Origin of the sequence: Maribacter sp. Asnod1-A12, assembly GCF_045063735.1 — a bacterium.
Taxonomy (GTDB): domain Bacteria; phylum Bacteroidota; class Bacteroidia; order Flavobacteriales; family Flavobacteriaceae; genus Maribacter.
On record NZ_JBEFNZ010000006.1, the window covers coordinates 3295961 to 3318605 of the forward strand.

A 22645-nucleotide genomic window follows, 5' to 3' on the forward strand; every position below is an offset into this window, starting at 1 on the left:
TGAATTTTTAGAAAAATATCGATAAATATGCTGGCAACATTCATCAGGTATATTGTATTTAATAATAAAGATTCTCAATCAATCATTAAAGCTGAAGTAATATGATTCGGAACAGTATAGAACGATAGCTCTTAATTTGGAAATAACGTACTTGAGGGATATTTTGCAAAGTCAAGAAACTCTGAGTCTTTAAAAAAGTAAATTTTCTGTAAATAAATTTATGTTTAATAATACAATCTAAAATCCAACATTTTACAGACATTGTAATGTCTTTGGTGTAGTTCTTCTACCACATCGAACATATTATCATCTTCTTTAAATAGGTTGAAAAATGCTTTGTCGAGATTTGCACTGCTTACTCCGTTATATTCATTTCCGTAGCCGGAAATAGCTTTCGCGTTGGTAATGTCTAAAAAATATTGAGATTCCTCTTCATCTAAATCAAGAATTTTTGCATTTGAAAAGTGCAAGATTTTACCTTTCAGTCGTCCTTCGAAAATTTCAGCAATTTCTTGTAAACTATAATAGTAATCATTTAAGCAAATACTATTTGCCTCACCAGTCATAACCAAATAGATGATTTCATAATCCTTAAAATTATGGTCGTCTAATACCAATGCGTTTAGACTATCTTCTAATCCTTCAATAGTGTCGCAAGTTTTGTAAATGCTTGCAATGCCATATTTCATTGCTAGTTGTTCTAGGCTTTGTTGTGCCTCGGTAACTTTTTCTATTTCTATATCATCAACCCCTTCTAAACAGTAAATGAAATGGTCATCATCTGTAAATAGTTCTTGGGGTAATTGTCGTCTTTTTTCTAGCAAGCTTTGGTGTCTTTTTGCGGGTCGTGAAATACAAAATTACTGTAACTGTTTAATTCTTTTAGCGTTTTTAAATTAAATATGTGTTGATTATTGCTGACCTTATTGAAAATTAATGTTTAATATAAATTGTAATATTTATTAGTTAATTATAACATGCTTTACTGACTTACTGCTGTTTATCGTAATTTTTGATTTCTTTATGACCGTTCCCCTTTATTATATGTATGTAGGAGTTATTTTAATGTAGGATTTTACTTTACAATATCCTTCTAGTTAATATAATAATAGTCAATTAATTCTGTTATTTTAGCGTAAAACTATCCTTATGCTTGTATCTGTTGTTATCATTGGTATTGTTGTAATTCTGTTTTTATATGCCGTTTCTGTATATAATGGTTTGGTAAGAAAGAAAACAGAAATGGCAGAGGGCTGGAGCAGCATCGATGTATTCTTAAAAAAACGATATGATTTGATTCCTGGTTTAATAGAAACTGTTAAAGGCTATGCGACGCACGAAAAAGAAACCTTTGAAAATATCACCAAAGCCAGAAATTTAGCGCAAAACGCTTCTTCTGTTGATGAGCAAGGAAAAGCCGAAAGTGCCTTAAAAAATTCTATGGTTAACCTTTTTGCAGTTGCCGAAAATTACCCGGATCTAAAAGCCAATCATAATTTTAGTGAATTGCAAAATGAGCTGTCTTCATTAGAAGATGATATTGAAATGACACGTAGGTATTATAACGCTACGGTAAAAGAAAACAATATCGCTATCGAAAGCTTTCCGTCTAATATTTTTGCCAATATGTTCAATTTCAACAAGGGCGAGTTTTTTGAAATTGAAAATTCGAAAGAGAAAGAACCGGTTAAATTTTCTTTCTAATTTCGATGAACAGAAATGTATACGCTACATATGATGTGTTCCCGAGCGCAAAAGGAGCTTCAACACATATTAAAGAGATGATCAATGTATCGTCGCAGCAATGTGATGAATTGCAATTATTCTGCTTACGAGGTAATAGCGCTTACCCTGCCGTACAAACTGAGGGTAATATTGTTATAAAGCGTTATTACAACGAAGAAGAGATGAATTATTTAGAAAAAGCATCTCTTTTTTCTCAACAGCTATTTATTGATATTCAAAAAAATAAAGAATCCATTCAAATAGGTCATTTTAGAGATGTTTGGAGTGGCATGGGCTTGACTGCCGAACCTAGTATAAAAACGATTTTTGAGGTAAATGCCCTAACATCTATAGAGCTACCCTACAGATACCCCAATTTAACGCCTACTTTTTTAGATAAATTAAAAGAGATAGAATCGCAATGTTTACAAAAAGCGAATGTAATTATTACGCCTTCAGAAGTTACCAAGGCATTTTTAGAAACTAATTATGCTATTGATACCGCGAAGATAAAAGTGATACCGAATGGGGCACATATACCAAGTACTTACGAAAGACCCATTGATGCACCTGCACAATACATTATCTATTTTGGTGCCGTACAACCTTGGCAAGGTGTAGATGTGTTGCTTAAAGCCATGACATATTTAGAAGATTTTGAAGATCTAAAACTGGTCATTTGTTTAGCTGTAAAAGAAAAAGCTTTTAAGCCCTATAGAAAGCTTTTAGAGAAATTAGGTATACAAGATCGTATTATTCTAAAGTCTAGATTATCTAAAAACGAGTTGTACAACTATGTGCACTATGCAGAAGCTTCTATAGCACCTTTAAAGGCATGCGACAGAAATATTACACAAGGTTGTTGTCCGTTAAAGATATTAGAGAGTATGGCTTGTGAGACGGCTGTAATCGCATCTGAATTACCTGTGGTTACCGAATTGGTAACCGAACAAGAAGCTTTACTTTTTGAGCCCGATAGAGAACAAGATCTGGCACGTTGTATTCGGTTTATATTAGATGAGCCAGAACGAAAGAAAACTTTTACGGGCAAGGCTTTTAAAAAGGTGAAAAGTACTTTTTTATGGAGTGATCAAAAAGAGAAATTGAAAAACATATACCAAGATTTAATGCCCTAAAATGGAAAGACAAGGCAACGTATTAAATAAAGAACAATATATAGGAGCCCCTATAGAAAGAGCTCATTTACACCGTGGGTTTAATTCTAAGAAAACACCTGTAAAATGGATTCGTTTTTTTAGGGCCTGTGTCTTGCAACGAGAAATAGCCGAAGAATTTAAAAACAAAAGAATAAAGAATACATGGTACATCTTTCTTGGCATATTTTTAGGGTCTTTTGTGACAATTCCATTAACTTATATTTCTCCTGTTTTGGCTATAATACCTGGTGCATTAGGGGTACTGGTTTTTCCTGCCATAATTATTGCGATTATAATAACCTATAGAACGAATAAAAAATTTAAAAAGAATTTTACCGCAGGATTTGATTTTTTTGCCGATTATTTTTCTGCCTTGTTTACTTTGATTGAAGAAGATTTGCAGTTAGATTCTAAAATAACATTAGAGGCAAATGTAAAAGACACGGTAACAGAAGAAAACCTTATAAAAAATGAATCGTACACCGGTGAATCTAGAGGCTTTATATCAGGCATAGAAAAAAACTATGAACGAGTCATTAGTAAAGGTTCCTGTTTTTTTAATGATGAATCGTTAATCTACTTTCAGTTTAGCGAAAGAACAAGAAAACGTATTATTAAAAAAAGAGGTAGTAGTGGTAAAAGAAAAACAAAACACAAGTATAGGGCTGCATACCCATTTACTATTAAAATGAAAATACCTAAGCACAAATACCAATTAAACCCAAGCGTTGATACATCACAAATAAGTTTTGCTGAAGATGATGAGTATTACGTTTTTAAGGTATACCGAAAATTCGATGTTAAAAAAGAAAATCCGGATCAATACAATCCGTATGAAGTAAGTAGTATTTCTTCATTTGCTGTAGATTATTTCTCTTTAGAAGTTATTAACCTGATCAACACCTGCTACAGTTGTGTAACGCCTAGTGCTTAATTTTATGGAAGATACAATAAAACATTGCGAAGAATATACAGGGCTTTTTGTGGTTCGAAATTGCGAAAATAAGGCAACTGTAGTTTGTGAGAAATGCAAGAAAAATGTGTGTAATATACATGCGTTTAAAGCCAACAAAATTATAAGTCAAAATAGTGGTCATCAGGTTTATAAAAAAAAGAACGCCATATTATGCATTAGTTGTTTTGTAGAGTTTGATGCGCGACTTACCAATGATATTGAACTCTATTCTAAAGATAGATCAGTATGGCGAAGAAAAATGATCAATAGATTCCATGCGGAATATCCGTACATGGTATTTATGGCAGATGATTACGGTAGTTTATTCGATAGTAGCTCTACGGTTTTCCTTCATGATGATTCTGATGATGGATCTTATTTTGATAGTTAATGAATATACTGTTAATCACTCAAAATTATCCGCCTAATAAAGGCGGTATGGCTGTTTCTTGTGATCGCTTGGTGCGTAATTTTAAGAGAAACGGAATTACGGTACATATCATTCATTTTACGAATAGAAAGAAAAAGTTCAAAACAGATACCGTTGTAAAAGGAACCTATTCCACTGTGCCTTTAGAAAACTCTGAGGAGTTTACATTATCGCTAGCGTCAGAATTTATACAGCAACTCCCCTATTTAGATACATTGACCCATGTTGGAGTATTTGGAGGCAACCTACCGCTTAACATAGGTCCTATTTTATCTAAATGGATACAAAAACCACTTATTACCTTTATAAGAGGAAATGATTTTGACGAGGGTATCTTTTCAAAGAAGCGAAATCAGTTATTATACGCACTAGAGAACTCTAGCTATGTATTTACCGTCACGAAGGAGAAAAGAGAAAAAATTGACCGCCTAGTAACACATAACAATACTTATTTTACGCAAAACGGAATTGATACCGCGTTATGGAAACCGTCCAAAAGTCATCATAAACGAATAGATGATTTAAAGAAGTCGTTCAATTCTAAAATACCTATAGCCTTTGTTGGGCAATTAAAAGCTAAAAAAGGGGTTGTAAACTTTGTAGAAACCTTTGCGAAATTTCCACACAAGAATGATTTTGTATTGTGTTTAATAGGTGATGTAAGCGAAGAAACAAAAACATACATTCTAAATTTAGAGGTCAATGTTCAGTTTTTTGATTTTGCGAACCAAAATGAACTTGTATCGTTTTACAATGCCATTAGTATCGTTGCCATACCTTCTTTTTATGACGGTATGCCAAATGTACTGTTAGAAGCAGCAGCAACAAAAAAGATTGTAATCGGTGCGAATGTTGGAGGAATAAAGGACGTTATTAGAACTAAAGTAGATGGATTTTTATACCACCCCTTGCAGGCGAATGAACTGTTAGATATTCTGTTGCAAATACATAAAATGACACCTGTAGAAAAGGAAGCTATGGGTGAGGCATTGTATCAGAAAATTAAAACGAATTATACAGAACAAATAGAAATATCAAATTACCTAAATATTTTAAAACCATGAGAAAATTACACCTACTTTTTGTACTATCATTACTTCTGTTAGGAAGCTGTAAAACAGAAAATAAGAACTCGTCTAGCCCTGCAGAAACCACTACAACTGCTAGTGCAACTACAAATAGCCTCGATGTTACCATTGCAAACGTCGACGGAGCGTTAATAGGTGGTTTTGACGTATCGCCAATAAAAATCGTTGCGAACAATACGACGTATACTTTTAAAAGTAAGCCTGATAAGCATAAGTTTTATGCTAACGGAAAAATGAAGTATGAAGTAAAATTCAAAGAAGGAAGTTTAAAATTACGCGATGAAGATTCTGATTTGTTATGGAAAGTGAAAATATACCCAGACAAGATAAAAATCTCAGATAACGAAGAGAATGAAAATGCTTTTGAAGTCCGTCCTTATGATGATAAGATTAAGGTGAAACGTGATGGTGAAGAATTATACAGAGTGAATTTAGAAGGAAACATCGTAAAGGTTAACGATACCGAAGCTTTTACACTTTCATCAAACCAAGAAAGTTATGTGTATGCTATTTTGGCAATAGATGAGATACCTAATGAGCATAAAATGTTCATTATAGCAGAATTATTAAATAAGATATAGTGTATTTGTTTTATGTCTATGGTGCTGGTTTTGGGCATATAAATAGGGTTCTTAATTATATATACACACAAAAAATTCCGCTAAAGAATTGTGTGCTATTAACGAATTCTATCTATCACGACCAGGTACCAAAAGATATAAAAACGCTATATAAAGAAGATGTATTTTTTAAGAATCAAGATCGGTTCAGCCTCTTTCTACAAAACTGCATTAAAGAGTACGAGATAGATACATTGGTTGTTGATGTTTTTCCTGCGGGATTTTACGGAGAACTCGAAAAAAGCATCACAGACATTAATTCCGTACAGACCATATTACTGGCTCGCATAGTAAGCAAAGACTACTTTAAAAAATATGGGAGTCCGGTTTATGATATTATCTACACACTTGAAAACGGAATTGCATTAGCGAATTATCAATATAAAAAGATGATTCCGTTTACTCTGCAACAAAAACCGAGAGAACGTTCGCAAGAAGTAATACTTAAGAAACCTTATTTTGTGGTCATGCACTCCTCTCCTATAGATGAGGTTTTGCTATTGTACAAACAAGCGTTATTGTACCGCACCGATGAACATATTTATATCTATTCATTTTGTGTTATAGATAAGGCGCTAATCCTTGAAAATACTAAAATTATAAGTGGAAATGGAATAGACAGCCACATATTAGATAATGCTTCAAAAATATTTACGGGCTGCGGATTTAATAGTACGCTAGAGACAGAAAAATATAGAGAAAAACAACAAATAATACCTTTTAAAAGAAAGTATGATGATCAGTTTTTAAGAAAGCAATTGCTGTAAAATATTTAGGGTTATTAAGAATTTTATTGAAGAGTTCTGTGTTTTGTAATATGCAAGTACTCAAAAATCAGAGTACAGTGTTAAGCGTTCTGTTCTATGAAAAGTAATTTGATTGGCGAAAGAAGTTGGCGGTATAATGGTTGCTTCAAAAATAATGACCTTCGATTCTACATCAATTTCTATACTTTTTCCAAAAGGCTGGGTACCCGAAATAATAGCGCCAGGTGAGAATAGAATATGGTTACTCGTTTCTAAATAATCTACATCAGATACAATTCTAGAATAGGTTTCTTCACCACGTTCTTTACCATATTGCCATACTTGTTGAATGGTGCCATTTGTTTCGTCAATATCATATCTTACCGCCCTACTATATGGACCAAAACCAATATAATTTCTATTATCGCCATTGTCGAAAAGGATAATAGAACCATCTTCTAATACCTTAACAGCATGTTGGTACCAGTTCCATTCAAAATCAGTATGGTTTTGAGAACCATTAAGTATAGATTCGTCTGTAATTGCTAAACCAGAAGCATCTAAAGGTTGTAATAAATACGGATTAAGATTATTTCCGTTTCCAGATGTTTCCCAGTCGGCATGTGGTGCCATTATCCAAATAACTTCATTAGCTGTATTAAGCTTTATAACGCCTTGTGTTCTTCCTGAAATGACAATAGTGTCATCGGTAGCGTCATAACTAACACCGTTTACATGAATCCAATCTTCGGCATCGGTAGTTAATGTGGTTCTCGTATTATCTAAAGATTCATTTAGATTCCAGATGTTTACAATTTCGTTTGCAGACCTGTCTATTTCAATGATATAATCTTCAATAGTATTAGCATCATGTTTATCTGCTAAAACAATAAAATTACCATTAGGTTTCTCTAATACTTCATGATGAAAACTAAAACCAGGCATGTTCCAGGTATTTATTATAGTTCCAAAATGGTCTATTTCATAGATAGCGTCTGGTTCATTATTACCAAAATAAAAATTACCGTTTTGTAGACGGTGTGGACCGTTATCATAGTGTAGATTATTTAAAACAGGATGTTCTTCGAAATTTAAGTACCATCTAATATCACCGTATGAATCAAATATGAATGGTCTAAAAGGATGTATCTCTGTATCATAGCCATAATAGTTCACCAAGGTCATGCCTTCTGCCATTTGCTCTCTATTGGCAGCATTAATTATAATTTCGGGCAAGGCGGATATTTGAGGGGGCGTGTCAATGGAAAGTGTTCTAGAGCATAATTGAACATTATCACTATCATGAAAAGTTAATTCTATTTCATTTTCATAATCAGGATACAGCCCGTGAACTGGAATTTCAATATTATTTTCAATTTCGGGAAAATTTTTAGTGACATTAGAATCATCGCCATTTTTACCTATAACACGCATGGTAATGCTAACAGGTATATCTGTTGTTAAAGATATTAATGCCGATAATGGGGCATACCCTGTAGGGTTTAGAGCTGTTTGTATCTCAATGGTTAATTCATCGGAACAGCTCAAATTATTGACTTCAATTGCTATTGGATCATCTTTTTTACAAGATGCTACAAATAATACACTTAAAACAATTAGTTTAATTTTATTAATATCCAATCTATGATTATTTAAATTTCAATAATTTTTAAAGCAAATATATAAATTCGTTATACACGATATAACCTTGGTACTGTACGATTATTTTTATTGTTATGGTAGCGAAAGGTTTAGAATAAGAAATCAGTGACTTAAGTAAAAATTTTCATCTAAAAACAATTCTACTTTCTTAAGCCCAAGTCTGCCTTCAAATCCTTAAATTAGCCATGTAAACTTTAGGAGTAGCTATTTCATAGTTTGAGAAATATCCTTAGAACCTGATTTGATTAATATCAACGTAGGGAAAAGTTATCAGGATCAACAACCTGTACTTTCCTTTTATCATTTTCTATTCTTACTGTTTACACCAAAAAATATAGTGGCGAATACGCTTCAATTAACTAGTGAAACAGATGATACACATTAAAGTAAACAACACCACTCACCTATTTAAGCCGAACGTTACACTAGATGAAATCATTAAAGGTTTGGATATTTCTGTCAACGGAATAGCCGTGGCGGTAAATGAGAACATTATTACCAAAACAGAGTGGCATACCAAAACACTGAACGAGAAAGATGAAGTATTGGTCATTAGAGCTACCCAAGGGGGTTGAAAACCAGGCTTTCTATTCCCGTATTACCCACATTAAGCAGGAGAATTTCCATTACAATATTTAAACCACATAAATGATCGTATTAATAGCTCCAGAAAAAGATATCCCGAATGAAATTGAATTGCTACATCAGTTGTTTCAACAAGGTTTGGCATATTACCATTTAAGAAAACCTTTGAAGGACTATCAAGAACATTGCGATTATTTAAATGCGATCGATACCAAGTATCATAATAGAATTGTAGTACACTTTTTTCATGAATTGATCAATGAATATGACTTAAAAGGAGTTCATTTTCAAGAGCAAAAAAGAATAGACCATATTGACAATCCTGGGCAGTATTTCAAAAGCTTAGATATGTACGGTAAGACCATAAGCTCTTCTTTTCACGATCCAAAGGTTTTAGAAGATTGTGAATTTGAATTTGATTATCATTTACTGAGTCCCGTGTTTTCTTCTATATCTAAGCAAGGCTACGAAGGCAAAGGATTCAACGTCAACCAAAGTGAAAAGTTAATCGTGGGCATGGGCGGTATCACCGATAAAACAGTACAACAAACACTAAGGCTTGGTTTTAAGGGAATTGGCGTTTTAGGCGGAGTGTGGAATATGGAAAACCCTATTGAAAGTTTTGTAGCCTTAAAAAAGCATTATGAAGCGGCGTGGATTGAACAGAAGAAAATAGCTAGTAGAAATAGCATGAAGTAAACATTTATATGATACCAACATTACATTATATATCACAAGGCAGTACCCCAAAAGAACACTTAGAAAACATTCAGAAAGCGTGTTCTTCTGGTGTAGAATTGGTACAATTACGTTTAAAAAAACAGCCTGAAAAAGTAGTACTTGAAACCGCACAACAGGCACGAGAAATAACGGCAAAGTTTCAGACCCGCTTAATTATCAACGATTACTATAAAATTGCTGCTGCGGTAAAAGCAGACGGTGTGCATTTAGGTAAATTAGACGCCTGCCCTACTAAAGCAAGAAAAGAGCTGGCTTCTTGGCAAGTCATTGGTGGTACCGCCAATACGCTCGAAGATTGTGAAACACTGATCCATAAAAAAGTAGATTATATAGGTCTGGGACCTTTTAGGTTTACAGAGACCAAAAAGAATTTGAGTCCCGTTTTGGGCATTAACGGTTACTTGACCATACTCGATGAACTCAAAACGGCTATTCCTGTAATTGCCATAGGTGGTATTGTTATAGATGATGTTTTAGAACTAATGAAAACGGGTATTCATGGTATCGCTGTTTCCGTTGAAATAACGCGCAATTTTAATAGCATTCCAGATTTTAAGAAACGCATTAATGGTGGCGAAATAGTAGAACAACGTTGGATATCCGAAGAAAAAAGAAAATAAGATGTTACAGATAGCAGATAAGAAGTTTAGCTCAAGGTTGTTTACGGGAACGGGAAAATTTAGCTCGTCGCAACTCATGAAAGAAGCCATACTGGTTTCAGAAAGTGAATTGGTGACCGTGGCTTTAAAACGGGTAGATATTGGTGATGCTCAAGATGATATATTAAGCCATTTAAACCATAATCGCATTAATTTATTACCGAATACATCGGGAGTACGTAATGCAAAAGAAGCTGTATTTGCTGCTCAATTATCTCGTGAAGCCCTAGAGACCAATTGGGTGAAATTAGAAATACATCCCGATCCAAAATATTTGCTTCCCGATCCCATAGAAACTTTAAAGGCTGCGGAAGAGCTTGTTAAATTAGGATTTGTAGTTATGCCCTATATACATGCTGATCCTGTACTATGTAAACGTTTAGAGGAAGTTGGTGTGCAGTGTGTAATGCCTTTAGGCGCACCCATAGGAAGTAACAAAGGATTAAAAACACAAGAGTTTTTGGAGATTATCATTGACCAAAGCAATGTTCCCGTAATTGTTGACGCCGGTATTGGTGCCCCTTCACATGCAGCCTTTGCAATGGAGCTTGGTGCAGATGCCGTTTTGGTGAATACTGCGATAGCCGTTTCTCAAAACCCTGTAGCAATGGGTAAAGCATTTAAAATGGCGGTAGCAGCGGGCAGAATGGCTTTTGAAGCGAAACTGGCACCCATAGTGCATAAAAAAGCCGAAGCAAGTAGTCCCTTAACCAGTTTTTTGAATTAGAAGTATGAGCAGTTTCAAAGACCTATTCGATACTTATAATTGGGACGATACCCTAGCCAGTATTTTTTCTAAAACAGAGCACGATGTATTACGCGCATTAAGTAACACAAAGCGAGATTTAGAAGATTTTAAAGCATTAATATCGCCAGCGGCAAAACCCTATTTAGAGCAAATGGCGCAGTTGAGTCGCCAACTCACCAAGAAACGCTTTGGGAATACCATACAAATGTATTCGCCCATGTATTTAAGTAACGAATGCCAGAACATTTGTACGTACTGTGGCTTTAGCATGACCAATAAAATTCCGCGTAGAACCTTGACCGATGCTGAAATTTTAAAAGAAGTAGCATATATAAAATCTAAAGGCTATGACCATATTTTATTGGTTACGGGCGAAGCCAATAAAATTGTTGGTGTAGATTATATCGATAATGCACTGAAATTGATTCGTTCTCAATTTTCAAATATCACCATAGAGGTACAACCCTTGCTGCAAGATGAATATGAGCTGTTAATTGAAAATGGACTGTATGCCGTTTTGGTATATCAAGAAACCTACCATAGGGAAGAATATAAAAAGCACCACCCAAAAGGCAAGAAATCTAATTTCGATTTTCGACTAGATACTCCGGACCGATTAGGCAAAGCCGGAATTCACAAAATAGGACTGGGCGCTTTATTTGGCTTAGAAGATTGGCGTGCAGATAGCTTTTTTACGGCTTTGCATTTAAAGTATTTACAGAAGACATATTGGAGGACCAAATACTCCATCTCCTTTCCTAGATTACGGCCCCATTCAGGAGGCTTAGAACCAAAGGTTGAAATGACCGACCCAGATTTGGTACAACTCATCTGTGCCTTTAGGTTATTAGATGAAGATGTAGAGCTCTCCATGTCTACGCGTGAAAGTGAGGTGTTTAGGAATAATATTGTGAATCTGGGCATAACCTCCATAAGCGCGGAGTCTAAAACCAACCCTGGTGGCTATGACGTAGCACCAGAATCTTTAGAACAATTTGAAATATCAGATGAAAGACCAACAGAAGTCATCACCGCCATGTTAAAAAGCCAAGGTCTAGATGTGGTTTGGAAAGATTGGGCTAATAATTGGGAATAACACAGAGTCAAGTTCTGAGTAATGCTGATGAATATGACCAAACTGTTTTCTGTCGCGATTACTTTATAAGTTTACTATACGACCAGCCCTTCTACATTTTCGAGTACGCCTAAAGCTGCACGTTCACCTGCTATTATTGCAGCGTTTAAAGAGCCATTCAATTGTATATCTCCGGCTAAATAAATAGTCTCGGTTAAGCGAGTTTCTGAAGGGGAAACTTCATATTGTAAATCGCTTAGTTTAGGTAACGACATAGGAATGTTGTAGTGTTTTATAAATGTACTAGAAGAGATGCCGCAATAATCATTTAATTCTTTTTGTACCCTTGAGATAAGTTGCTTACCATTGATATCTTGATTATTGACTACCGTAACCGAAAGTAATTCTTTATTAGTACCTTTTGTTGTTTCAATACTTGTATGGTAAAAGACATTATTGATTAAAGCATTTTTTTCAGAAATCAATCCTATCATATTTTTCTTAATTACTCTATTCTCGGTTTCAAAATAAAGGGTGTCGCAGCTTTGCCATTCTATTGCTTGGTTCTTTAAGTTTTTAATGAAATGGCTAGGCTCCGTAGCGATAATTATAAAATCACTTGCTATTTTTTTACCGTTCGAAAGCAATATTTCTTTCTCGCTAATTGACTCTACAGACCAATTGTAATTAATAGTAGTTTTATGCAGTTGCTTTAGCAGCTGTTTAGGAATTTCTTCAATACCTCCCTTTGGTAATGCAGCATCACCTTTACCAAACATTTTGTACACAAATTCAAACATTCTACTAGAAGTTTCTAATTTGTCTTCTAGAAAGATTCCGCCGAAAAAGGGTTTAAAAAAGTCTCTTATAATTTCAGTAGAGAAGCCAAAATTCACCAAATAAGAATTTGTGGTTTGTTCTTTGGTAGCAAATATTTCGGACAACGTTTTATTTTTAAGCTTCTTATTTAATTTGAGAATTTTAAGTTTATCTTTTACTGTACCTACGTTGGCAAAGATTGTTGAAAATAAAAGGGTTACATCTCTAAGAGGGTCACCTATAATATGCTGTCTTCCATTTTTAAAAATTGATGCACCGGGCAAGAAATTTTGCAATTCTAAAGAATTGAAATCAAGGTATTTTTGAGCTGCAGGATATGCGGTAAGTAACACTTGAAACCCTCTATCTAGTTGGTAACCATCTAATACATCCGTTTTAACTCTACCGCCTACTCTACCAGTGGCTTCGATAATTACAGGGGAAAATCCTTTTTGTTCAAGAACGGTTGCAGCTATTAACCCGCTGACACCACCACCTATAATATGTATTTTATAATCCTGATTATCCATATGAATTACTTACACTTTTTTAGTATTCCTAATTTGAAAAGGTGAAACTAAGAAAGCTTTTCAATTTTTTTCATTATTTCATCGGCTTCAAAAGCTTTTTGGTCACTCATTTTTCTATTTGTAGTCGATAGACCATGAGCTTCTTTAAGTAGTTTTTCATATTGATTACGCAACTTGTCTTTCTCTGATTTCTTTTTAAATATTCCGAACATAGCTTTATCTATTTCTAATGTATGTAACCTTACAAGGTTCATGACAAAAATACAAAATGTTTAACTATTTATTTAAATAATTAAACAAAAGATTTTAAAAGAAGTTCTTATTATAGCTATGTTACAACCATATTATTTGACGTTAATAATCTTAAAATGATATAAAAAAAATAGCGCAGTTATGCGCTATTTTCATTTTGTTAATATTTTAAACTTTACAATCCTTTTAACTTAAATTGGGTTACAAAATCATCATCAATATCCTTGTAGCTATTAGTGCAATACACATGGTCTATAGTTTCCTTTAGTTCTTCAAAGCCATAATTAAATTGCGCATGGGTAACATATAAAAATACTTTGGCAGCTCCTTGTTTTTTTAAAGCTTCTGCCAAGAATTTGAATGTTCTGCCTCCATCGGCTAAATCGTCAACAATTAAGCATTGTTTGCCTTTTACATCACCTTGTATACTAATAACCGGAGCACCATCTACTCTTACTTTATTGGAGGGTACTAAATCGGCATTTAGTTTTTCGGCAATTTCATGAGTCGTTTTATACGCACCAGCATCGGGACTCACCAATACTGGGTTACCTATTTGGTTATATGCTTTTTCAACAAAATCGAAATGAGATATTTTCTCCGAATTATCAATTAATGCCAATGAAATAGGACTGTGTGGATGTAAGATAGATACTTTATCAAACTTCATATCATTAATGAACTTAGAAATGATTTTTAGATCGAACGATTCCCCTTTATTAAAACGCCTATCTGAGCGTTGCCCGATAAGGCAAAAGATGGTAAGTGTTGCTACAATAGTTTTATTCGTAGAATTTTCTGCATTCCAGGCTTCTTTTATGGCAGCAGCTCTGAACAAATCTTCATAACTGTTACCTCTAATCTTAATGTGAATATCTCCGCCTTCAATGATTTTAGCCGTTACTTGTCCGTCGTTAAACTTTTTTATTTCGTATTTCATATGCTAATTCTTTCTGTTGAAATTCTCTATCTCTTGTTTTAATATATGGTTTGAGCTACCGTAACTTACTATACTCACATCTAACGGCGAATTCTTAAATTTCTTTAGTGTTTTGAATAATGAATCCAATATCCAATCTAGATCATTACCAAAAGCCCCACCCCCTACTAAGGTCAAAAATACTTTATTAGAATTGTTGTTTTTAAGATTCACCAATGCCGTGTGTAAAGTAGCTTCATAGGTAGCTTCTAAAATTATTCTGGCAAAATTCTCCCAATAATAAGATTCAATAAAAGAATATGCAACGGGCAATGCAGAACAATATATTTGAGATACAATTTGTTTTTTATCTGTCAATGTTACTTCTGTATTCCATTGCGTACCAACCTTTAGTTTACCCTTTAGAAACTCTCTTTGGGCATCTGTAAAGCTTCCTAACTGCTTATTAATACTGAGCAAGCCTTCTAGACTTAAAACAGCATAACCATTAGTCATTTTCCACAATTGGAGTTCCTCATTATTAAGCTCTTTACCAATCCAATCTAAACAATCGATCTGATATGTACCTGTTTGCCCGATCTGATCATTAACCGGCACAAAGTAATTTCTATATATGGTGCCTGCACCACAAGCTATGGCGCATGCCGGACCTTGGGTAAAGTCATTTTCATAAATACCTACTCCCGCTTTAGGAGAAACTTCTGGACCAACCATTTCCAGTAAATTAAACTGGGATGCCGCTTGAAATAGCGCGTGCTCATTTCTAGGGTTGGCATGTAATTCTTGTATGTCGGCAACAACTTCAGAGACCTTTATTTTGCTAATACTGTTATTAAAAGTTTGTTGTTTCTTTAATTGTTCTAAGGAAACAACTTCTAAAGACCCGAATTGATAGGATTTATTATTGATTTTAGAAATTAAATTCTGTCCGTCAATATTGATATTATCACGTACATATTCAGGTGATATTTCTTTAAATCCTGTCAATTCTTCGAACCACATAGTTTTTGTTTTAAAGATTGGTATTAATACGATCTCTTATTTCTTGTATGTCCGTTTGGTTCACAAATTTTCCATCCTCATAGATAACTTGAAGCTCTCCCGTGTTTTCCTCTTCAGGAGTCACTTGATCTATCAATACATATTCACCGTTTTGTAACTCCACTTTTACCAATCCTTTAGCAGATTTTTTAACTCCGTCATCGGTAATAGGATCTTTGAAGATTTCTCTACGTTCACCATTTACCACAACAGAAGTCGCTTTCATAGCAAAACCAAAAGTATCTCTTGTATTGAACTGATAGGTAAAAGAACCAATGCCAAGCACCACGTTAGTAGTAGCAAAGCCTTTATCACTTAAGCGTTGGCAGATAGCCTCTGCTCTTTCTGTAGTAATACTATCGCCATAAATAGCACCAATGTGGCTATCTAATACTTTAAAACCTTGTTCGTTGACAGTTCCGCCAAAAATATCCCAAAGTAGCTCCACTACCCCTTTATCTTTAGATGTGTTACTTCCAAGTGTGCTAAATTCACCACAAATAATATCCACAGGATCGCCGCTATCTGGTCTTATGACAAGTTTACCATCTCTAGAAAGTACTTCTTCTTTTAGTTGTGGAAGATACTCTGTAAGTACTTTCCATAGATCCCAAGTATCGCTGACAACAGATAAAATTCCTGTTGGGTAAGTGTTCATTAAAGCTCTAAATGTACCTATTTCATCATCTTTTGTACCTGCACACATTACAGAGTGTTCGGTAGCATTTACAGAACCTACAACAAAACCTTTTGCATTGTAATAGTGACGCAAACTACTAATTACCGGAAGGGTATCTGATCCTAAAAATACAGATGCATGACCCATACCAGATGATATTGCACTTTGCAAGCCGCCCATACCTCTCATAGAGAAATCGTGTCCTTGAAAATCGATAAAAGCCAAATTGTCCTTATCGGTTTGAAGTGTCCATTTTTTGAAAATTCGTTTGTAACATAAAGCGATAGAAGCCGAAGTCATAGGTTGCCATAGCATGGTAGATAATATGGTTTCTAGGAAATTAGTAATCCAGTAGAACTTTTTATCAGTGTTTACAACGGTTACCATAGGTACTCTAATAGGAACCTCTACCCCTTCTACAATCGATTTTACTTTAATAGGTAAATACTGTAAATCATGTAGTTCTTCATAATGAGTTACGTCATAGTCTGTACCTAAATAAAGCGATAACTCTTTTTTCAATTCATTACAGACCTGTGCTTTTGGTTTAGAAAAAAAGTTGTCCTGAAAATAATCATGTAACCATTGAAAAACATATTGTTGTCCAAATGAAACCACTTTGTCGCAACCTTTAGGAGCGTATTTATTACTTCTGGGTGTCCAGTTAGAATATACTTCTTCTGTTCCCTTTGGGTATTGTTGGTGGTGTCCTGTTTTGTATCCGTCTGTTAGTAGTAATCCGTTCATAATTATATATTTAAATACTGTTTTTCAACAGTGTTTTCGCTTCTGTGATGTTGTTAAAAATTGGTGTGTTGTACTTATCGCAAAGGGTATGCACATAATTGCTTTTGTAGAATTCTTTCGGACAAATTACAATCAGTTTTTCTGAGTTTACGTAAAGCCCTAGTTCTATTAAAGAAATTGGCGATAGTGCATTGGGTAGAAAATTAAGTAAGATCATATCTGATAGCTGTAACGCATTTAATTCCCAATTGATATGCCGCTTCATTTCTTTTACATTAAGGTGGTCATGATTATTATTTGTTGGGTCAAAAATGGAATACGTACCAAATTCGGCACTTATTTCATCTCTCCAACTCACCTCCTGTTTGTGATCCATGCTACCTGCTAGAAAAATAGAACGTTGGTTACGTTTATTTATTGGTAGTATGTCGTTAGATGTATACATCATTTAAATCAATTTGCGTATTTATAACGCAAATATAAAATATAAATTAAGTTTACAAAGTATTATTTGTGTTTATTTTACGCAAACTGCAAATTAGTTGTTTATATTTCGAAGATGATTCCTTCTTTTTTAAGCTTGAAGTACCTGTTTTTATTGAACATAAAGAGGTTTGCAGGTCTGCCAGAACCTTTAGAAACTTTTTCGTCTAACTCGTCTAAAACATTTAAGCTTAGAATTTTCTTTCTAAAATTACGTCTATCTACGTCCCTACCCAATAACGTAGTATACAATTTTTCTAAGTCTGAAAACGGAAATTTGGTGTCCAACAATTCAAAGCCGATAGGTTCATAGGTAATCTTTGCCTGTAACCTTGTAATGGCAAGTTTTAAAATTTCGGCATGATCAAAAGATAGTTCGGGCAAGTTGTTGATGTGAAACCACTGTGCCTCTTCAGCATCTGTGGAAGCCAATAATTTGAAAGCGCTCGGTTTTATTAATCCAAAATACGCAACGGAAACCACTCTATTTCTAGGGTCTCTATTTGGATTCCCAAAAGTATATAGTTGTTCTAAGTAGTTAATTTTAATTCCCGTTTCCTCCTTCAACTCCCGCTCTACTGCTTCTTCTAAAGATTCTGAGTCTAAAACGAATCCGCCAGGAATAGCCCATTTTCCTTTAAATGGCTCATATTTTCGTTTGATAAGTAAAACAGATATCGTTTCAGATTCATAACCAAAAACGACAGCGTCTACAGAAAGCTTGATGGATTGTTGCATACTATGCGTATATTTTACGCTAATATAATATAAAATTGGTTGAAATATATACCTCTGAAAACTCTAAAGGTACACTTCTCTATTTTAGCTATAATAAGTTTAAGGTAAGTTAAAAGACTTGGAGTTCAATTACTATTGAGATTGGGCATGTTTTCTAGCTTTAACTTCTTTTTTAGCAAATCAACATTCAAAGTATCTAATAAAGTCACCAAATTAGGAAACCTTGTTTTGTGATACCCAAAGGGTTTATCTATAAATTCGTTAATGGCTTTTTCCTTGCCCCAATTTTCAAATACCATTCTATAAGCGGCAATAATGGTACCTGTTCTATCTGAACCATGCCAGCAATGCACCAGAACTGGTTTTTCTGCTTGTTGTAAACTATTTAAAGTTTTGTAAATGGCCTCAAAATCTAACGTGGCTGCTTTTAAAGGTATACGGTCTAATTGTAAGTCGAGACCTTTAATTTTCTTTACATCTGTTTGTTGTCTTCTTAGATTTAAGATGGATTTTATGCCCAAAGCTTTTAGTTCTTTCATACCTTTTTTAGAGGGTTGTTCTGATCTGTATACACTTTCGTTTATTCTGTATAAATTGTGAAAATTATTAGATTCAACCTTCTTGTAGAAAAATTCTTGCATATGATTTATAGGGAATGAAAAAGCAAATGATATTAAGGCAAAAAGAACTAGGTAATAGAATTTTTTTGGTGTCTTCATATTTAGGTGTCGAAATATGTTTTGCACTAATTAGCATGCTAGTAAAATACTATTACAAATTAATTAATGTTCGTTACACTAACTATCAGAGAGTCATAAACTTCTTTTAAAATTTACATTAAATTAAAATTTTATATAAAAAAATACCGCTCAAAGTTAATCGTATAAATTTTACGAATATAACTTTAAGCGGTATCCTCAAGGTCTTGTCTAAAGTTACTATTAATGTGTAACTTAAAATAACAATTAATTTTTAATAAGCCCCTGTCCTTCAATCCATGGTGCGCCAGATTTTTTCAATTCGCTTTCAAGTGCTGGTAATTCGGTTTCTAATACCGGTTGAAGTTTAGCTTTTACTTTCTTAAGTTGACTTTGAACACGACTTAGAAAAGCTTGGTGTTCATCTGTTGGTCCGTAAGTATTTCCAAGGGCTCTCCAACCTATTGAATTTCCTTCACTTGCCGTAGGGTTAGAACGCTCACCAACTTCTTCTTTGATTTTATTACCATTCAGCTCTTTATCAATAGCCTGCAGTGTGTTTTTAGTAGCGTATACTCTTTTATATAAATCATCTGAAGGATTAGATGCCTTATTTAAAGCACGTAACATGGCATCAACAGTTTTTTGACTAGTAGATAAAGCAATTTCCGTGGCTGTTAAATCTTGTTGAAAAGCAAAAGTAGCTTCTCTAAAACTATCTACTACTTCATTTGATTTTCTAGGTAATGCGCTTTCAAAAACAGGTTCTACATTGAACGATTCCGGACCTTGTAATACAGTATTTACACCATCTACACGCTTCATTAGTGTTACTGAATATTCTCCCGGTGTAACCATTATACCACCTCTACGGCGACCTCTTCTACCTTTAGGTTCTTCTAAGCGCTCTCCATTTTTATTAGGATAACTTAAATTCCAGCTAACGCGATTAAATCCTTCTTTGTTGGTACCTTTTACGGTATTTATAACATTACCGCGAGCATCCTTAATAACCAATACGATTGACGGACCGTCTTGTAAGTTTTCAGCTTCAAGAGCATCCCAACCAGGAAATTTGCCTGTTCCTTTCTTCTCTGCAGTTTTTCTAATGTCTTTTTTCGACTTTAACTTATCTGACATGAAGTATGTAAATGTGGCACCAAAAGGTGGGTTTTCACCTATCCATTCCGCATCACCTTGGCTACCTACTCTACTTGATGGTTTATACCATGGCACTGTTTTAACAGGGAAAAGTTTAGCCGTAGCTGTAACATCATATTCACGTAATGGTGAAATATCATCTAAGATGTAAATACCTCTAGCAAAAGATCCAGCTACCAAATCATTCTCACGACGTTGAATAGTAATGTCTCTTATCGGAATGGTTGGCATACCAGCTTCAAGCTTTGTCCATTTTCCACCTCCATCAAGCGTTGCGTACACGCCAAATTCTGTTGCGGCAAATAGTAAATCTTTTTTTACATGATCTTGTACCAATCTCCAAATCAATAGCTTGTTAGGTAAGTTTCCATTGATAATAGACCAAGATTTTCCTTTATCGCTACTTTTAAGAATGTACGGTTTATAATCTCCGTATTTATGATTGTCTAATGCTGCATATACTACATTAGCATCGAAAAGGTCTGCTCTAACATCATTTACAAACGGAGTATTAGGTATACCTTTTATTGTGTTCAAACTAAACTTCCTCCATGTTGTTCCGCCATCTTCAGTAACCTGAATAAGTCCGTCATCAGTACCTGCATAAATCAAGCCTTCTTGTTTAGGAGACTCTGCTAAAGAGGTAATAGTATTGTAGTTAGACATTGCTTTGATATCCCAAGCATTATCCCAGCTTTGCGATGTTCCATAATACGGAAAATCCATTCGTTCTTGGTTCAAGGTAAGGTCTTCTGAAATAGGATTCCAAGCATCTCCCCTGTTTTCTGATTTCCATACACGTTGCGAAGCAAAATAAAGCCTTGTAGGGTTATGTGGACTCACAAGAATTGGAGCATCCCAGTTAAAACGTTCAAACGGGTCACCTTCCCTAGCTTGAGGTTGTATAAAAACACTTTCTAATGTTTTACTATCAATTCGCCATAAAGCCCCTTGTTGAAATTCGCCATAGGTAATATCAGGATTACCAGGTTCTGTTGCTGTTTGTGCACCATCTGCACCTAAAGTTTTCCACCAATCTGCACTGGCAATACCATCTGAACTTCTTGTTCTTGAAGGTCCGCCATGTGAGCCATTATCTTGAGTGCCGCCATACACATTATAAAAAGGTTTGGCATCGTCAACGGCAATTTTAAAATATTGGGTAATAGGTAGGTTTCTTACATATTTCCAGCTTTCGGTATTATCAAAACTTTCATATAAACCACCGTCTGTACCAATAAGCAAATAATTAGGATCGGATTTTTTAAATACCAATGCATGACTATCACTATGCTGGTTAGACCTGCTCATTTGCGTAAATGTCTTACCGTGGTCTTTGGTAACCAAGGCACTATTATTCATAAAATAAACGGTGCCTTCTTCATGTGGCGAAGCAATAATTTCTTGGTAATAATGCGGACCGGTACCACCAGAAACGGCATCGGATTGTTTTACCCAAGACTCACCACCATTGCTGGACATATAAAAACCACCTTTAGTTCTATCAAGCTCTAGCGCTGCATAAATAACTTCAGAATTAAAAGGCGACATGGCTAAGCCCGTTTTACCAAGATTAGATTTTGGTATACCGTTTTTCAAAGGTTTCCAAGTCTCTCCGCCATCTGTACTTTTATGAAGTCCTGATCCAGGACCACCACCAAGATAACCAGCAACCGTACGGTGTCTTTGCCATGTAGCAGCGTATAAAATATCAGGATTTGTTGGGTCTATTAACATATCTGTTGCACCAACCCATTCGGCATCGCCCAAGGTACGTTTCCAAGTTTTACCGCCATCTGTAGTTTTATAAACACCACGATCACCGCCTTTGCTCCACAATGGACCTTGTGAAGCTACCCATAGCGTATTGGAATCTGTAGGGTGTACAATGATTTTTGATAGGTGTTCAGAATTTTCTAAACCCATATTTTTCCAAGTCTTACCATCGTCATGGCTAACGTAAATTCCGTCACCAAAAGCAGCATGGCGACCACCTACATTTTCACCTGTACCTACCCAAATAGTATGTGGGTTACTAGGGTCTATGGTTACACAGCCCATGGAGTATACATCTTGTTTCTCAAAAATAGGTTTCCAGGTAGTACCAGAATTCATAGTTTTCCACATACCGCCAGATCCTACGGCAACATACCAGATGTTTTCATTTTCTGGGTGAATGGCAATATCGGCAATACGACCAGAGGTCATTGCCGGACCAATATTCCTGAATTCTAGCCCAGCAAAGGGGTTTTTGCTTTTTTCTTGCGCACGCAAAGTGTGGCCTAAACTACTAATGCATAGCAATAGTAGAAAGGACTTGATAATAGTCTTCATAGTTAGATTGGTTTGAGATAATGTTAATTTAT

At 34.8% G+C, this 22645-nt stretch carries 23 protein-coding genes and 1 riboswitch; of the genes, 12 read left to right on the plus strand and 11 right to left on the minus strand.

Annotated elements, in window-relative coordinates; genetic code table 11:
* Window positions 1-224 precede the first annotated feature (224 nt).
* On the minus strand, window positions 225-824 hold the full coding sequence (locus ACJJVP_RS14195; protein ID WP_405414518.1) for a DUF6642 family protein: 600 nt from the start codon (window positions 822-824) through the stop codon (window positions 225-227).
* 325 nt (window positions 825-1149) lie between these two features.
* On the opposite strand from ACJJVP_RS14195, the gene ACJJVP_RS14200 reads away from it, so the two are divergent.
* From ACJJVP_RS14200 to ACJJVP_RS14230, 7 genes are all read left to right on the plus strand, one after another.
* Window positions 1150-1704: a LemA family protein gene (locus tag ACJJVP_RS14200; RefSeq protein WP_405414520.1), complete on the plus strand. Its 555-nt coding sequence runs from the start codon at window positions 1150-1152 to the stop codon at window positions 1702-1704.
* Between the two features lie 5 nt (window positions 1705-1709).
* Complete coding sequence (locus ACJJVP_RS14205; protein ID WP_405414522.1) at window positions 1710-2861, plus strand: glycosyltransferase family 4 protein; 1152 nt, start codon at window positions 1710-1712, stop codon at window positions 2859-2861.
* Window position 2862: 1 nt separating this feature from the next.
* Window positions 2863-3816, plus strand: a complete 954-nt coding sequence (locus ACJJVP_RS14210; RefSeq protein WP_405414524.1) for a hypothetical protein — start codon at window positions 2863-2865, stop codon at window positions 3814-3816.
* A gap of 4 nt (window positions 3817-3820) precedes the next feature.
* Window positions 3821-4228, plus strand: a complete 408-nt coding sequence (locus ACJJVP_RS14215; protein ID WP_405414525.1) for a hypothetical protein — start codon at window positions 3821-3823, stop codon at window positions 4226-4228.
* A complete protein-coding gene (locus tag ACJJVP_RS14220) occupies window positions 4228-5331 on the plus strand; it encodes a glycosyltransferase family 4 protein (RefSeq protein ID WP_405414527.1) in 1104 nt (367 codons plus the stop codon). The genes ACJJVP_RS14215 and ACJJVP_RS14220 overlap by 1 nt, the downstream gene beginning before the upstream one ends.
* Window positions 5328-5936 carry a hypothetical protein gene (locus ACJJVP_RS14225; RefSeq protein ID WP_405414528.1) on the plus strand — a complete coding sequence of 203 codons (609 nt, stop codon included), beginning with the start codon at window positions 5328-5330 and terminating at the stop codon, window positions 5934-5936. Before ACJJVP_RS14220 ends, ACJJVP_RS14225 begins: the two co-directional genes overlap by 4 nt.
* A 92-nt stretch (window positions 5937-6028) precedes the next feature.
* Entirely contained in the window at window positions 6029-6742 is a 714-nt protein-coding gene (locus ACJJVP_RS14230; RefSeq protein WP_405414529.1) for a hypothetical protein, read from the plus strand.
* Window positions 6743-6802: 60 nt separating this feature from the next.
* Here the strand turns inward: ACJJVP_RS14230 and ACJJVP_RS14235 are convergent, their stop codons facing one another.
* Window positions 6803-8362, minus strand: a complete 1560-nt coding sequence (locus tag ACJJVP_RS14235; protein WP_405414530.1) for an aryl-sulfate sulfotransferase — start codon at window positions 8360-8362, stop codon at window positions 6803-6805.
* A 207-nt stretch (window positions 8363-8569) separates the two neighbouring features.
* A riboswitch (TPP riboswitch) is annotated at window positions 8570-8663 on the plus strand.
* Window positions 8664-8754: 91 nt separating this feature from the next.
* Here ACJJVP_RS14235 and thiS point away from each other — a divergent pair.
* The 5 genes from thiS (at window position 8755) to thiH (ending at window position 12212) form a co-directional block, all read left to right on the plus strand.
* Complete coding sequence (thiS, locus tag ACJJVP_RS14240; RefSeq protein ID WP_405414532.1) at window positions 8755-8958, plus strand: sulfur carrier protein ThiS; 204 nt, start codon at window positions 8755-8757, stop codon at window positions 8956-8958.
* 73 nt (window positions 8959-9031) lie between these two features.
* Window positions 9032-9667: a thiamine phosphate synthase gene (locus tag ACJJVP_RS14245; protein WP_405414533.1), complete on the plus strand. Its 636-nt coding sequence runs from the start codon at window positions 9032-9034 to the stop codon at window positions 9665-9667.
* Between the two features lie 8 nt (window positions 9668-9675).
* Window positions 9676-10329, plus strand: a complete 654-nt coding sequence (thiE, locus tag ACJJVP_RS14250) for a thiamine phosphate synthase (protein ID WP_405414534.1) — start codon at window positions 9676-9678, stop codon at window positions 10327-10329.
* A 1-nt stretch (window position 10330) separates the two neighbouring features.
* Window positions 10331-11095 carry a thiazole synthase gene (locus ACJJVP_RS14255; RefSeq protein ID WP_405414536.1) on the plus strand — a complete coding sequence of 255 codons (765 nt, stop codon included), beginning with the start codon at window positions 10331-10333 and terminating at the stop codon, window positions 11093-11095.
* A gap of 4 nt (window positions 11096-11099) precedes the next feature.
* Window positions 11100-12212: a 2-iminoacetate synthase ThiH gene (gene thiH / locus ACJJVP_RS14260; protein WP_405414538.1), complete on the plus strand. Its 1113-nt coding sequence runs from the start codon at window positions 11100-11102 to the stop codon at window positions 12210-12212.
* A gap of 74 nt (window positions 12213-12286) precedes the next feature.
* On the opposite strand, the gene ACJJVP_RS14265 is transcribed toward thiH, so the two are convergent.
* The 9 genes from ACJJVP_RS14265 to ACJJVP_RS14305 form a co-directional block, all read right to left on the minus strand.
* Window positions 12287-13540, minus strand: coding sequence for an NAD(P)/FAD-dependent oxidoreductase (locus tag ACJJVP_RS14265; protein WP_405414540.1), 1254 nt, complete (start codon window positions 13538-13540; stop codon window positions 12287-12289).
* Between the two features lie 47 nt (window positions 13541-13587).
* Window positions 13588-13794 (minus strand): Lacal_2735 family protein, encoded by a 207-nt coding sequence (locus tag ACJJVP_RS14270; protein ID WP_405414542.1) that lies wholly within the window; start codon window positions 13792-13794, stop codon window positions 13588-13590.
* Window positions 13795-13967: 173 nt separating this feature from the next.
* The gene (locus ACJJVP_RS14275; protein WP_405414544.1) at window positions 13968-14732 is read right to left on the minus strand and encodes a phosphoribosyltransferase family protein; all 765 of its coding nucleotides are present in this window, start codon (window positions 14730-14732) and stop codon (window positions 13968-13970) included.
* A gap of 3 nt (window positions 14733-14735) precedes the next feature.
* The gene (locus tag ACJJVP_RS14280) at window positions 14736-15734 is read right to left on the minus strand and encodes a hypothetical protein (protein ID WP_405414546.1); all 999 of its coding nucleotides are present in this window, start codon (window positions 15732-15734) and stop codon (window positions 14736-14738) included.
* A 10-nt stretch (window positions 15735-15744) separates the two neighbouring features.
* Window positions 15745-17199: a nicotinate phosphoribosyltransferase gene (locus tag ACJJVP_RS14285; protein ID WP_405414547.1), complete on the minus strand. Its 1455-nt coding sequence runs from the start codon at window positions 17197-17199 to the stop codon at window positions 15745-15747.
* A 10-nt stretch (window positions 17200-17209) separates the two neighbouring features.
* Window positions 17210-17647, minus strand: a complete 438-nt coding sequence (locus ACJJVP_RS14290) for a nucleoside 2-deoxyribosyltransferase domain-containing protein (protein WP_405414549.1) — start codon at window positions 17645-17647, stop codon at window positions 17210-17212.
* A gap of 98 nt (window positions 17648-17745) precedes the next feature.
* Entirely contained in the window at window positions 17746-18420 is a 675-nt protein-coding gene (locus ACJJVP_RS14295) for an NUDIX hydrolase (protein ID WP_405414550.1), read from the minus strand.
* A 125-nt stretch (window positions 18421-18545) separates the two neighbouring features.
* A complete protein-coding gene (locus tag ACJJVP_RS14300) occupies window positions 18546-19139 on the minus strand; it encodes a dual specificity protein phosphatase family protein (protein WP_405414552.1) in 594 nt (197 codons plus the stop codon).
* A 246-nt stretch (window positions 19140-19385) separates the two neighbouring features.
* Window positions 19386-22613 carry a WD40/YVTN/BNR-like repeat-containing protein gene (locus tag ACJJVP_RS14305; protein WP_405414553.1) on the minus strand — a complete coding sequence of 1076 codons (3228 nt, stop codon included), beginning with the start codon at window positions 22611-22613 and terminating at the stop codon, window positions 19386-19388.
* Between the last annotated feature and the right edge of the window lie 32 nt (window positions 22614-22645).